The organism is Cellulosimicrobium sp. MI9406, assembly GCF_040595865.1.
Taxonomy (GTDB): Bacteria; Actinomycetota; Actinomycetes; order Actinomycetales; family Cellulomonadaceae; genus Cellulosimicrobium; species Cellulosimicrobium funkei.
Genome location: NZ_JALIZI010000008.1, coordinates 176237 through 188698, shown reverse-complemented (window position 1 = coordinate 188698; position 12462 = coordinate 176237). Strand labels below are relative to the sequence as shown.

The 12462-nt window shown below is 74.9% G+C and carries 12 protein-coding genes and 1 tRNA gene; 6 read left to right on the top strand and 7 right to left on the bottom strand.

The genetic code is table 11. From position 1 onward, the window contains the following. The first annotated feature begins 16 nt into the window (after positions 1-16). A tRNA-Thr gene (locus tag MT994_RS16015) sits at positions 17-92 on the top strand. 141 nt (positions 93-233) lie between these two features. On the opposite strand, the gene MT994_RS16010 is transcribed toward MT994_RS16015, so the two are convergent. Then, complete coding sequence (locus MT994_RS16010) at positions 234-1073, bottom strand: SGNH/GDSL hydrolase family protein (protein WP_228485439.1); 840 nt, start codon at positions 1071-1073, stop codon at positions 234-236. 174 nt (positions 1074-1247) lie between these two features. Beyond that, positions 1248-1907, bottom strand: coding sequence for a uracil-DNA glycosylase (locus tag MT994_RS16005; RefSeq protein WP_354807083.1), 660 nt, complete (start codon positions 1905-1907; stop codon positions 1248-1250). Positions 1908-2134: 227 nt separating this feature from the next. On the opposite strand from MT994_RS16005, the gene MT994_RS16000 reads away from it, so the two are divergent. From MT994_RS16000 to MT994_RS15985, 4 genes are all read left to right on the top strand, one after another. Further along, positions 2135-2455, top strand: coding sequence for a DUF3263 domain-containing protein (locus MT994_RS16000; RefSeq protein WP_021482752.1), 321 nt, complete (start codon positions 2135-2137; stop codon positions 2453-2455). Between the two features lie 79 nt (positions 2456-2534). Next, the gene (locus MT994_RS15995) at positions 2535-3182 is read left to right on the top strand and encodes a LytR C-terminal domain-containing protein (protein ID WP_061268034.1); all 648 of its coding nucleotides are present in this window, start codon (positions 2535-2537) and stop codon (positions 3180-3182) included. A 190-nt stretch (positions 3183-3372) separates the two neighbouring features. After that, on the top strand, positions 3373-3576 hold the full coding sequence (locus MT994_RS15990) for a cold-shock protein (protein WP_021482750.1): 204 nt from the start codon (positions 3373-3375) through the stop codon (positions 3574-3576). Between the two features lie 19 nt (positions 3577-3595). Next, positions 3596-5101, top strand: a complete 1506-nt coding sequence (locus MT994_RS15985; protein ID WP_354807047.1) for an NAD(P)/FAD-dependent oxidoreductase — start codon at positions 3596-3598, stop codon at positions 5099-5101. 46 nt (positions 5102-5147) lie between these two features. Here MT994_RS15985 and MT994_RS15980 read toward each other — a convergent pair whose 3' ends face one another. Further along, the gene (locus MT994_RS15980; protein WP_354807045.1) at positions 5148-6608 is read right to left on the bottom strand and encodes a glycoside hydrolase family 15; all 1461 of its coding nucleotides are present in this window, start codon (positions 6606-6608) and stop codon (positions 5148-5150) included. A 298-nt stretch (positions 6609-6906) separates the two neighbouring features. Here MT994_RS15980 and groL point away from each other — a divergent pair, with 298 nt between their 5' ends. Next, a complete protein-coding gene (gene groL, locus MT994_RS15975; protein ID WP_031315159.1) occupies positions 6907-8532 on the top strand; it encodes a chaperonin GroEL in 1626 nt (541 codons plus the stop codon). Positions 8533-8640: 108 nt separating this feature from the next. Here the strand turns inward: groL and MT994_RS15970 are convergent, their stop codons facing one another. From MT994_RS15970 to MT994_RS15955, 4 genes are all read right to left on the bottom strand, one after another. Next, positions 8641-8934 (bottom strand): WXG100 family type VII secretion target, encoded by a 294-nt coding sequence (locus MT994_RS15970; protein WP_021479890.1) that lies wholly within the window; start codon positions 8932-8934, stop codon positions 8641-8643. A gap of 126 nt (positions 8935-9060) precedes the next feature. Next, positions 9061-9792, bottom strand: coding sequence for a hypothetical protein (locus tag MT994_RS15965; RefSeq protein WP_021479889.1), 732 nt, complete (start codon positions 9790-9792; stop codon positions 9061-9063). A 233-nt stretch (positions 9793-10025) separates the two neighbouring features. Beyond that, entirely contained in the window at positions 10026-11720 is a 1695-nt protein-coding gene (locus MT994_RS15960; protein WP_354807043.1) for a HAMP domain-containing sensor histidine kinase, read from the bottom strand. Then, positions 11717-12454 carry a response regulator transcription factor gene (locus MT994_RS15955; protein WP_043654159.1) on the bottom strand — a complete coding sequence of 246 codons (738 nt, stop codon included), beginning with the start codon at positions 12452-12454 and terminating at the stop codon, positions 11717-11719. The genes MT994_RS15960 and MT994_RS15955 overlap by 4 nt, the downstream gene beginning before the upstream one ends. Between the last annotated feature and the right edge of the window lie 8 nt (positions 12455-12462).

The window sequence follows — 12462 nt, the reverse complement described above, 5'->3', positions numbered from 1 at the left end:
CGGCAGCCCCGGGAACGCCGCCTTAGCTCAGCCGGTAGAGCACTCGCCTTGTAAGCGAACGGTCGTCGGTTCGAATCCGACAGGCGGCTCCACCACGACGCCCCCGGCTCCACGGAGCCGGGGGCGTCGTCGTGCCGGTGCGCACCGCGGGGTCAGCAGTCGGTCGGCAGCCGCTGCCCGGATCGGTGGTCGCGCGAGCCGACCTCGGCAGGTGCTGCCGAGGTCGCCCGCGCTCAGCGGTCGGCGAGCGGGACGGGCAGGAGCTCGGGTGCCTTGGGGAGCCGCCCGTCGCCCGACGACGTCCCGCGCAGCCGCCGCTGCGCCCACGGCACGACGTGCGTGCGCACCCACTGCGCGTTCTGCCGCGCGCGGTCGAGAGCCGGCGCGGGCGGGAGGGGAGCCAGCGGGTCGTCCCACGCGGCGTCGTCGGGCGCCTGGCCGAGCGCGACGAGCGCCGCCTGGGCGACCCGCGCGTGCCCCGCGGGCGTCAGGTGGATGCGGTCCTCCGACCACACGCGCCAGTCCTGGAGCGCGCGCATGCCCCACAGGTCCAGCACGTACGCGCCCTGTCGGCGCGCGATCGACCAGATGTGGGCGTTGTACACGCCGACGCGCGGGCGCGTGAGGCCGACGAGCGGCGACTGCGAGGCGTCGAAGCCGGTCGCCATGAGCACGTCGATCCCCGCGCCGCGCAGGCGCGAGACAGCGTGCTCGAGGTTGCGCGCGAGGCGGTCGACGTCGGCGTTCGGCCGCAGGATGTCGTTGCCGCCGCCGATGACGCTCACGAGGTCCGGCCGGAGCTCGAGCGCCGCCGGCACCTGCTCCGTGAGGATCGAGCGCAGCTTGCGCCCGCGGATGGCGAGGTTCGCGTACCGCAGCGGGTCCTCGCCGGCGGCGACGCGCCGGGCCGCGAGGTGCTGGGCGAGGAGGTCGGCCCATCCTCGCTGGTGGTCCTCCTCGCCGGGGTACGGGTCCCACAGCCCCTCGGTGAACGAGTCGCCGATCGCGACGTAGCTCGTCCAGCGCGGAGCGGGGTCGTCGGGTCGGCGTGCGTCGGCGGTGTCACCGGCCAGGGGAGTGGTCGTCGGGTTCTGCGTCGTCACCCGCCCCATTCTGCTCCTGCGGGGCGGCGTGCCGTCGACCCGGCGATCCTGGCGGGTCGAGCAGGTGGTCCTGGCGCGTCACGCGGCGCGGACGAGCCAGGACCACCTGCTCGGCCGCGGGCCGGGGGCCGGGGCGGGCGGAGATCAGGTGGTGGGGAGGGTCCAGTCGACGGGGGCGGCGCCCTGGGCGACGAGGAGCTCGTTGACGCGCGAGAACGGGCGCGACCCGAAGAACCCGCGGCGCGCGGAGAGCGGGCTCGGGTGGGCGCTCGCGACGACGGGGGTGTCGCCGAGCATCGGGCGCAGGGTCGCGGCGTCGCGACCCCAGAGGATCGCGACGAGCGGGGCGTCGCGCGCGACGAGCGCGCGGATCGCCGCCTCGGTGACGGCCTCCCAGCCCTGGCCGCGGTGCGACCCGGGCTCGCCCGGCCGGACCGTGAGCACCCTGTTGAGGAGCATGACGCCCTGGTCGCTCCACGCGGACAGGTCGCCGTTCGCGGGGGTCGGGGCGCCGACGTCGTCCGCGAGCTCGGCGAAGATGTTCTGGAGCGAGCGGGGCACGGGGCGCACGTGCGGCTGCACGGAGAACGACAGCCCCATCGGGTGCCCGGGCGCGGGGTACGGGTCCTGCCCGACGACGAGCACCCGCACCTCGGCCAGGGGGCGCGAGAACGCGTTGAGGATGGCCGACGGCGCGGGGAGGTACTCCCGTCCGGCCGCCACCTCGGCGCGCAGGAAGTCGCCGAGCGCGTGCAGCTGCGGCTCGACGGGCGCGAGGGCCTCGGCCCAGTCGGGCGCCATGATGCTCGCGAGGGCCGGACGGGGGTCGGCCGTCGAGGCGGTCGCGACCGGGTCGACGGCGACGGGCTGGGCGGGTGCGCTCTCCACGGCCCCGAGCCTAACCGGCGTCCTCGGCACGTCCGCAGCGTGCGGCGAGGACGAATGACACGGGTGTGGTTCGTGCGTAGGCTGAGAGGCGGCCGCGCGCGGGAGTGCGCAGGTCCGGTGACGAGAGAGTGCAGGAGGGAACGATGAGCGAGGCGGCGTACGTGCTCGACGGACCCGACGCGGTCGGCGACCCGACCACCTCGGAGGCGCCGGCGTCGGGCCTGAGCGAGCGGGACCAGGAGATCCTGGCGTTCGAGCGGCAGTGGTGGAAGTACTCGGGCGCCAAGGAGCAGGCGGTGCGCGAGCTGTTCGACATGTCCGCGACGCGCTACTACCAGGTGCTCAACGCGCTCATCGACTCCCCGGCCGCGCTCGCGCACGACCCCATGCTCGTCAAGCGCCTGCGGCGGATGCGGTCCACCCGGCAGCGGGCGCGCACGGCGCGCCGGCTCGAGGGCCTCTGACCCGGGACGACGGGCACCGCGTGAAGTCCGGGCGAACAGGGCGTTTAGCCGAGAGCCCCGACCGGGCTACCCTGTCGCCGTGACGAAGAGCCGCTACCCCTACGCGCCCGACGAGTTCGACGCGCCCGCGCCGCAGGGTGCGCCCGTGGGGGTGCACCGCACGCCGCGCAGCGGGTGGAGCAAGACGTGGCCGTTCCTGCTGGTCGCCGTCGTCTTCGCCGGCCTCGCGTACGGGGGCGTCGCGCTGCTGTCCGACAACGGTGCCACGGAGGACCCGCCGCAGGCGCAGTCCACGGAGCCGCCGCCCGCGGAGGCCGAGGAGCCGCCCGCGGCGGAGGAGCCGCCCGCGACCGAGGAGCCCCCTGCTGCGGAGGAGCCGCCCGCGACCGAGGAGACGCCCGAGACCCCGGACCTCGCGACGCTCATGGCGGCGGCCGACCCGTCGGCGAGCGTGCGCGTCCTGAACGCCAGCGGCATCGGCGGTGAAGCGGGCAAGGGGCGCGACGCGCTGACGGACCAGGGCTTCACGAACGTCGAGGCGGCCGACTACGAGGGTGATCCCGACGCCGTCTCGGTGACCTCGGTCTGGTACGCGGGTGACCGCGCTGACAGCGCAGCCGCAGTCGCCGCGATCCTCGGCATCCCCGCGGAGCAGGTGAGTCAGCAGACGCTGCGCTCCGGCGACGTCGTCGTCATCGTCAAGTCGGAGCTCGCCCCGGTCGGCTGACGGTTCGTCCGCCCGGTCCGGCGGAGCTTCCGCGATCCGAGGGCAGCACCCGCGTGACCTGCTCGTTCGGCCCGGAGTCCGAGAATCGCGACCTGCTGTTCGACCTTCCGTGCACGCCGCCTGCGGGCTAGGCTCGGGCTACCACGGGGCGGCGGTCGCCTCGCGGGCGACGATGCACGAGGAGACGTACATGGCTCAGGGGACCGTGAAGTGGTTCAACGCCGAGAAGGGCTACGGGTTCATCACGCCCGCAGCGGGTGGGCAGGACCTCTTCGTGCACTTCAGCGCGATCCAGACGGACGGCTACCGCACGCTCGACGAGGGCCAGGAGGTCGAGTTCGAGCTCGGCCAGGGCAGCAAGGGCCCGCAGGCCGAGCAGGTGCGGCCGCTCTGAGCCCGGCTCCGAGGGTCGCGTGACGGAGGATCTCGACGCCGTCGTCGTCGGTTCGGGCCCCAACGGCCTGGCCGCCGCCGTGACCCTCGCACGCGCCGGTCTCTCCGTGCGCGTGCTGGAGGCGCAGCCGACGTCGGGCGGCGGGGCCCGCACGCTCGACCTCGGGCTGGCCGACGGCGTCGTGCACGACGTGTGCTCGGCGGTGCACCCGATGGCGTGGGCCTCGCCGTTCTTCGAGGCGTTCGACCTCGGCGCGCGCGGCGTGGAGCTGCTCGCGCCGGAGGTCTCGTACGCCCACCCCCTCGACGGGGGTCGTGCGGGCGTGGCCTATCACGACCTCGAGCGCACGGTCGAGCGGCTCGGGGTCGACGGCGCCGCCTGGCGCGCCTTGCTCGGCCCGCTCGCCGAGGGGTGGCGCGACGTCGTCGCGGTCGCTCTCGGTGACAAGCGCTCGGTGCCGGGGCGCGTGCTCACGCCGAGCGGCGCCGGTGTGACGGCCCGGTTCGGCGCGGCGGTGCTGGAGCAGGGGAGCCCCGCGTGGACGCGGCGCTTCCGCACCGACGAGGCCGGCGCGCTCCTCACGGGCGTCGCGGCGCACGCCATCTCGCGCCTCCCGTCGCTCGCCGCGGCCGGGACGGCGGTGCTGCTGGCCTCGCTCGGCCACGCTCCGGGCGGCTGGCCGCTGCCCCGCGGCGGCTCCGGCGCGATCGTCGCCGCGCTCGAGGACGACCTGCGCGCCCACGGCGGCGACGTCGTCACGGGCCACCGGGTCGGCTCGTTCGCCGACCTGCCGCGGGCCCGTGCCTACGTGTTCGACACGACGCCGCGCGTCGTCGCCGACGTGTTCGCGGACCGGCTCCCGCCGCGTGCGGAGGATGCGCTGCGCCGGTTCCGGCACGGCGACGCCGCCGCGAAGGTCGACCTCGTGCTCTCCGGGCCCGTGCCCTGGGCCGACCCGGAGGTGGGGCGCGCGGGGACCGTGCACCTCGGCGGGACGCGCGCCGAGATGGCGCGCAGCGAGGCCGACGTCGCGGCTGGTCGCCACGCCGCCCGGCCCGTGGTGCTCGTGAGCGACCCGACCGTCGTCGACCCCGGGCGCGGGGCGGGCGGGCTGCGCCCGCTGTGGACCTACGCGCACGTGCCCGCGGGGTCGACGCGCGACGTGACGGAGGACGTCGTCGCGCAGGTCGAGCGGTTCGCGCCGGGCTTCCGGGACGTCGTCGTGGCGTCGCGCTGCGTGCCCGCGGCGGAGATGGCGGCGCACGACGAGAGCTACGTGGGCGGCGACATCGCGGGCGGCGCCGTGAGCATGTGGCAGATGGTCGCGCGGCCCACGCCCCGGTTCGACCCCTACGCCGTCGGGCTGGAGGGCGTCTACCTGTGCTCGGCGTCGACGCCGCCCGGGCCGGGCGTGCACGGCCTCGGGGGCTGGTACGCCGCGCAACGGGTGCTGCGGCGCGAGTTCGACGTGCGTGACGCGCCCGACCTGGGGCCCGTCGCGACGAGCGGCGCGACCACCCGGTAGCCCCGGCGCGCCGGCCGCAGCGGACCGGGAGAGCCCAGGAGGAGCGTCAGCCCGCGCCGCCCGGCGTGCCCTGGGCGCCGAGCTCCACGAGCGCGAGCACGACGAGCGCGGAGCTCCACGACAGCGGCGCGACGGCGGCGGGCGAGCCGTCGGCGAGGACCTTCTCCGGGATGGCCCCGGACGCGGTGCGGTGGTCGTCGACCCAGCGGAGCCACTCCTCGGCGTCGGCGCGGTCCTCGGGGTCGGACGACGACGCCGCCGCCAGCGCGTACAGCGTGGTCTGGGGTGTCCACGAGATGCCGTCGGCCCGCCAGCCCGCGCCCGGCGCGAGCCCGCCGGCCGGGCGCAGCATCTCGCGCACGGACGTGCGCCAGGCCTCGTCCGCGCCGGCGAGGGGCTCCGGCTGGAAGGGCGGCAGCACGAACGCCGTCGAGGCGTCGCGCGCGCCGCCGGTGACGTGGCGCGGGTAGCCCTGGGACCCGAACGAGCGCTCGACCGCCATGCGCAGGCGGGCGGCAGCGAGGGTCGCCTCGTGCGCGCGCGGCGCCTCGCCCGCGGCCGCGTACACGTCCGCCGCGGCCTCCAGGCCCGCGAGCAGGGGACCGGCGGTCCCGAGCGTGAGAGACGTGGGCTCGACCTCCCAGTAGTCGCTCGACGGCGGCGGCAGCGGGTCCTCGCCGTCGACGAGCTCGAGTGCGTGGTCCGTCGCGGCGTCGACCAGCGGGCGCAGCTCGGCGGCCACCTCGGCGCGGTCCGCGGCGGGCGTCTCCTCCAGCACGACGTCCGCGGCCCACAGGGCCCAGCCGACGCCGTCGGACTGGATGCCCCGGTCGTCCGGGACGCCCGACCCGTCGGGGAGGTAGCGCGCGTGGAACGAGCCGTCGTCCTCCTGGACCCGGGCGAGGAAGCCGAGGACGGCGCGCGCGTCGTCGACGTGACCGGTGCGTGCGAACGCCGCCGCGGTGAACGACGCGTCGCGCGGCCACACGTAGCGCCACTTGGGCGACGGCGCGGCGAGGGCGGCGCCGTCGTCGAGCGTGAGGGCGCGCAGGTCGAGCAGGGCCGCCTCGCCGAGCGCGGCGAACGGGCCGCCCGCACCCGGTACGACGCCGGACGCGAGCCAGGCCCGCGACGCGGTGGCGGTCTGGTGGGCGAGACCGGGGTCGAGGAGCGCCGTCGCGTCGAGGCGCGCCCCGGCGACCTGCGCGAGCCGGTCCGCCTCGCCGTCCGCGGGGTCGACGCCCGCGGCGAGCGCGCCGGGGTCGAGCGCCGCCGGGTCGAGCACGCGGCTGCCCTCGAGGTACGTCGCGCCGACGCCGGGCGCGAGGCGCAGCACCGCGGGGCCGCCGTCGGGCCCGGTCGTCACCGCGACGCCGTCCTGGTAGAGGTCGATGTGCTCGCCCGAGGGCGCCGCGACCGCGGTCGCGGCGGTCAGACCGAGGGCAGGGACCAGCACGAAGCCGGCCAGGGCTGCGAGGGGGCGCCACGACGGTGTTGCGCGGATCACACCGCGCATCCTAGAGCGAGCCGCGCGGTGCGCGGTTTCGCCCCTCGCGATACGCGGCGGCGTGGCGCGCCGCTGTCTTGCACTCGCACCGTGCGAGTGCCAATAATGGCGTTAGCACTCTCGTCACGAGAGTGACAGAAGTGACCAGCGCAGGCAGCCGCTCACGCGGCTGCGGCGCAACCCACCAGGTCGACAGGTGAGGCCCGCCCTGGCGGCGTGACATGAACGCCGCCGTCGTGGGCCGTCCGTCGCGGGCGCCGGCCGACCGCCATACGCCACCAGCGGAGGATCATTCCCCATGGCCAAGATCATCGCCTTCGACGAGGAGGCTCGTCGGAGCATGGAGCGCGGGCTCAACACGCTCGCCGACACCGTCAAGGTCACCCTCGGCCCCAAGGGCCGCAACGTCGTGCTCGACAAGAAGTGGGGCGCGCCGACCATCACGAACGACGGCGTCTCCATCGCCAAGGAGATCGAGCTCGAGGACCCGTACGAGAAGATCGGTGCGGAGCTCGTCAAGGAGGTCGCCAAGAAGACCGACGACGTCGCGGGTGACGGCACGACCACCGCGACCGTGCTCGCCCAGGCGCTCGTGCGCGAGGGCCTGCGCGTCGTCGCGGCCGGCGCCAACCCGATCGCCGTCAAGCGCGGCATCGAGAAGGCCGTCGACGCGGTGACGGAGCAGCTGCTCAACGCCGCGAAGGACATCGAGACCAAGGAGGAGATCGCCGCCACGGCCGCCATCTCCGCCGGCGACCCCGCGATCGGCGAGCTCATCGCCGAGGCCCTCGACAAGGTGGGCAAGGAGGGCGTCATCACGGTCGAGGAGTCGAACACGTTCGGCCTCGAGCTCGAGCTCACCGAGGGCATGCGCTTCGACAAGGGCTTCCTCGCGCGCTACTTCGAGACGGACCCCGAGCGCCAGGAGGCCGTGCTCGAGGACCCGTACGTCCTCATCGTCGAGTCCAAGATCTCGAACGTGAAGGACCTGCTCCCGGTCCTCGACCAGGTCATGAAGGCCGGCCGCTCGCTCCTCATCATCGCCGAGGACGTCGAGGGCGAGGCGCTCGCGACCCTGGTGCTCAACAAGATCCGTGGCACGTTCAAGTCCGTCGCCGTCAAGGCCCCGGGCTTCGGCGACCGCCGCAAGGCCATGCTCCAGGACATCGCGATCCTCACCGGCGGCCAGGTCATCACCGAGACGGTGGGCCTCAAGCTCGAGAACGCGACGCTGGACCTGCTCGGCCAGGCGCGCAAGGTCGTCGTCACGAAGGACGAGACCACGATCGTCGAGGGCGCGGGCGACGCCGACCTGATCCAGGGTCGCGTCAACCAGATCCGTGGCGAGATCGAGAAGTCGGACTCCGACTACGACCGCGAGAAGCTCCAGGAGCGCCTCGCGAAGCTCGCCGGCGGCGTGGCCGTCATCAAGGCGGGTGCCGCGACGGAGGTCGAGCTCAAGGAGCGCAAGCACCGCATCGAGGACGCCGTCCGCAACGCGAAGGCTGCCGTCGAGGAGGGCATCGTCGCCGGTGGTGGCGTCGCGCTCATCCAGGCCGGTGCCGTGGCGTTCGAGAAGCTCGAGCTCGAGGGCGACGAGGCGACCGGTGCGCAGATCGTGCGCGCCGCGATCGACGCCCCGCTCAAGCAGATCGCGGTCAACGCGGGCCTCGAGGGTGGCGTCGTGGCGGAGAAGGTGCGCAACCTCCCGTCGGGCCAGGGCCTCAACGCCGCGACCGGTGTGTACGAGGACCTCCTCGCCGCCGGCGTGAACGACCCGGTCAAGGTCACGCGCTCCGCGCTGCAGAACGCCGCCTCCATCGCGGCGCTGTTCCTCACGACCGAGGCCGTCGTGGCCGACAAGCCGGAGAAGGCTGCCCCCGCGGGCGACCCGACCGGTGGCATGGGCGGCATGGACTTCTGAGCCGACCTGCCTCCCCTCACGGGGAGTCGTAGGACACCGAAGGCCGTCGGCCGGGTTCGCCCGGCCGGCGGCCTTCGTCGTGCCCTGAAGAGAGCGCCCGGGCGGGGTCTACCGCGCCGTGAACAGGCGCGCGGCCTGCGACTCGGCGTCGGCGTAGGTCTGCGCGGCGGCGCCGAGCGCGGCCGTGATGTCGTCGAGCGCGACCTCGACCTGGGTCTGCGTCGTCTGCCACTGCGCCATGACGCCCGTGAACGACGACGCCGCCCCACCGCGCCACGACGCCTGCAGGTCCGTGAGGTGCCGCATCATGGCGCCGACCTCCGCACGGATCGCCGTGACCGACCCGTGCACCGCGGCGCTCGCCTGCGCGACGCGCGCGCTGTCCACCTCGTACCGGCTCATCCGAACCTCCGTCGTCCCTCGGCCCGGGGGCCGTCCGTCGCCCCGATGAGCACCGGGGCGTGGCGACGACGGTAGGCGGGACCTCCCGGGTCCGGAGGGGCGGAGGTGAGGCCTGTGGACGGCGGTTCAGGCGCCGGAGGCTGGGGACGCCGTCGACGCCTCCGCGAGCTTGGCCTGCTCCTTGCGCAGGCGCTGGAGCTCCGCGTCGAGGTTCTGCCGTGCGGCCTCCTCCCAGGCCGCGCCGAGCGGGCTCGAGAAGAGCGTGCGCCGGTCGAGCAGCTTCGTGAGGATCGCGATGCGGGCGCGCACGTAGTCGGGCTTGGGGATGTGCGCGTACTCGTCGCGCACGTCCTTGAGGTACTCCTTGTAGCGCTGCGGCTCGGCCGCGAGCATCGCGAGGTCGGCGTCGCACAGGACCGCGCAGTCGAAGTCGGAGGCGTCCGGGGCGTGGCGGACGAGCGCGTTGACGAGGTGCGCGACGCGCCGCACCGCGGGCTCGGGGACGCCGAGCCGCGTGAGCTCGGCAACGGCGAGCGCGGCGCTCGCAGTCTCGTCCTCGCCGCCCTTGTTGGCGTAGGTCGCGCGGCCCTTCGCGTCGAAGATGGCGCCGTGGTACCAGGCCGCGAGGCGCACGAGGTCGGGGTCGTGCGTCTCCTGCGAGAGCTCGTCGACCCGGCCCAGGACGTCGGCCAGGTGGCGCAGGTTGTGGAAGTGGCGTCCCGGCTGGTCCCAGCGGTCGAGCAGTCCCTGCCCGACGGCGCGGATCTCGTCGTCCGGGGCGGTCGCCCCGGCGCCCCGGGCGCTGCGGACGAACGAGGAGAGGAACCACTGCGGTGCGTCGGCGCTGTTGACGCCCATGAACTTCAGCCTTCTTCGACGGAGACGAGCAGGACGGAGGTCGTCGTCGCCGGGCGTGCTGCCCGGCGCGGAGGCCCCCGCGTCGCCGCGCGGCCTCGTCTTCAGCCTAGGTCTCGCGGGACGACCCGCCATCGTAGCCCCAGTCGGCGGCGCGTCGGGACGCCCCGGCGGGCTCCCGCGCGACGTCGCGGACGGTCGCCCGCGAACCCGCAGGTCGGGTGGGGTACAGGCCGTCAGGAGCCGAGCGGGAGGTCCACGCGGACGGTGAGCCCGCCGCCTGGCGTCTCACGGACCGACACGCGGCCGCGGTGCGCCCCGACGATCGCGGCGACGATCGCCAGACCGAGCCCGGACCCGCCGGACGAGCGGTTGCGCGACGTGTCCGCCCGGTAGAACCGCTCGAACAGGCGGCCCCGTTGGGTCGTCGGGACGCCCGGGCCGTGGTCGCGGACCTCGAGCACCGCGACGTCGCGTGTGGCGTCGCCGGCCGGGGCGCCGCTCCCGCCCGCGCCGTCGCCCGACGGCGCGTCGTCGGACCGGGGGGCGGGCGCCGCGCCGAGCGCGATCTCCACCGGCGTGCCCGACGGCGTGTGGCGCGCGACGTTCCCGACGAGGTTGGCGAGCACCTGCCGCAGCCGGTCCTCGTCGCCCACGACGCGCAGCGACGCCGGCGCGTCCGCGCCCGGCGCGAGCCCGACGACCCGCACGTCGCGGGCGGGGTCGAGCGCGTGCAGGTCCTGTGCGGAGTCCCGCGCGAGGGAGACGAGGTCGACCGGCTCGTGGCGCAGCGGCCGGCCCTCGTCGAGCCGCGCGAGGGCGAGCAGGTCGTTGACGAGCGTGCCCATGCGGGTCGCCGAGTCCTCGATGCGGCCCATCGTGTCGTCGACCTTGTCCGGGGTGTCGAGCGCGCCCATGCGGTACAGCTCGCCGTAGCCGCGGATCGTCGCGAGCGGCGTGCGCAGCTCGTGGCTCGCGTCCGAGACGAAGCGCCGCATCCGCTCCTCGGACGCCTCCTGGACGGCGAACGCCTCCTCGATCTGGGTGAGCATCGCGTTGAGCGACGCCGCGAGCGAGCCGACCTCCGTCGTCGGCGGCGCGGGGCGCACGCGACGCGACAAGTCGCCCGCGGCGATGTCGGCGGCCGTCTCCTCGATCTCGCGCAGCGGGCGCAGCGCGCGATGGACCGCGAGGTAGGCGACCGCGCCGCCGACGAGCGCGATGCCCAGCGCGGACAGCGCGAGCGCGCGACCGAGCACCTTGACCGTCTCGTGGATGCCCGTCAGCGGGAGGGCGACGAACGCGGTCCCCTCGCGGGCGCTGGACACGTTCGACCCGTAGAAGAAGGGCACGACGCGCCACTTGGCGGGCTCGGCGCCACCTTCGGAGCTGACGGTGAACGGCGCGCCGAGGCTCGCCTCGACCTCGGGGTCGGACATCGCGGGGATCTCGGGCACCCCGTACAGGGACACGGTCTGCGGCCAGCGAAGAGGGACCTCTTCGCCGTTGGTGGGGCGCACGAGGACGAAGTAGTCGCTCGGCAGCTGAGAGCTCGCCCCCACGCGCTCGTTGAGCGTGATGTTCGCGACGGCCTCCGCGGAGCGTTCCAGCTGCGCGTCCACCTGGCGCACGAGGTAGTTCGACACCACGGTCGTCGTGACCGCCGAGGCCAACCCGAGCCCGGCCGCGAGCAGGAGCACGGTGATCGCGACGAGGCGCGCGCGCAGCGGCACGCGCGCGAACCAGCCCCACCCCTCGGTGGGGACGGGTCGGCCGAAGGGGCGCTCCGCCGTCGGGCCGTCGGGGACGGGTGCGGACGCCGCGCGCTCGTTCGATGCCGCGCGGCCGGGCTGCGAGACCGCCCCGGGGGGCGGGGGAGGGGGCGGGACCGGCGGGGACCCGGCCGTCGTGCGGTCGGGACCGGCCGTCATGACGCCGCGGGCGGCTGGCGCAGCAGGTAGCCGACGCCGCGCTTGGTGTGGATGAGCGGCGGGAGGGCCACGGGCTCGCCGTCCGGGCCGGGCACGGTGAGGTTGTCGATCTTGCGGCGCAGGTAGGAGATGTACGACTCGACGATGTTCGCGTCGCCGCCCCAGTCGTACTGCCACACGTGGTCGAGGATCTGCGCCTTGGACAGCACGCGGCCCGCGTTGAGCATGAGGTAGCGCAGCAGCTTGAACTCGGTGGGGGACAGGTCGATGTCGACGCCGGCGCGGCGGACCTCGTGCGAGTCCTCGTCCATCTCGAGGTCGGCGAAGCGCAGGACCGCGTCGTCGACCGGCTCGGCGTGCGTGCGGCGCAGCACGGCCCGGATGCGCGCCACGACCTCCTCCAGGCTGAAGGGCTTCGTCACGTAGTCGTCGCCGCCCACGGTGAGCCCCGTGACCTTGTCGCGCGTGTCGTCCTTCGCGGTGAGGAAGACGACGGGCGTGTGCTGGCCCTTCTCGCGCAGGCGGCGGGTCACGGTGAACCCGTCCATGTCGGGGAGCATCACGTCGAGCACGACGAGGTCGGGCTCGACGTCGCGCACGAGCCGCAGGGCGCTCTGCCCGTCCGCGGCGGCGTGCACCTCGAACCCGGCGAAGCGCAGGGACGTGGCCAGCAGCTCGCGGATGTTCGGCTCGTCGTCGACGACGACGAGGCGTGCCTCGGGGGTGGTGCTCATGCGTCCAG

Bases quoted from the DNA above. Each gene is read 5' to 3' on its own strand.
- MT994_RS15970 (WP_021479890.1), bottom strand. From the start codon at position 8,934: ATGAGCCGGTACGAGGTGGACAGCGCGCGCGTCGCGCAGGCGAGCGCC.
- MT994_RS15960 (WP_354807043.1), bottom strand. From the start codon at position 11,720: ATGACGGCCGGTCCCGACCGCACGACGGCCGGGTCCCCGCCGGTCCCG.
- MT994_RS16000 (WP_021482752.1), top strand. From the start codon at position 2,135: ATGAGCGAGGCGGCGTACGTGCTCGACGGACCCGACGCGGTCGGCGAC.
- MT994_RS15965 (WP_021479889.1), bottom strand. From the start codon at position 9,792: ATGGGCGTCAACAGCGCCGACGCACCGCAGTGGTTCCTCTCCTCGTTC.
- groL (WP_031315159.1), top strand. From the start codon at position 6,907: ATGGCCAAGATCATCGCCTTCGACGAGGAGGCTCGTCGGAGCATGGAG.
- MT994_RS15955 (WP_043654159.1), bottom strand. From the start codon at position 12,454: ATGAGCACCACCCCCGAGGCACGCCTCGTCGTCGTCGACGACGAGCCG.
- MT994_RS15990 (WP_021482750.1), top strand. From the start codon at position 3,373: ATGGCTCAGGGGACCGTGAAGTGGTTCAACGCCGAGAAGGGCTACGGG.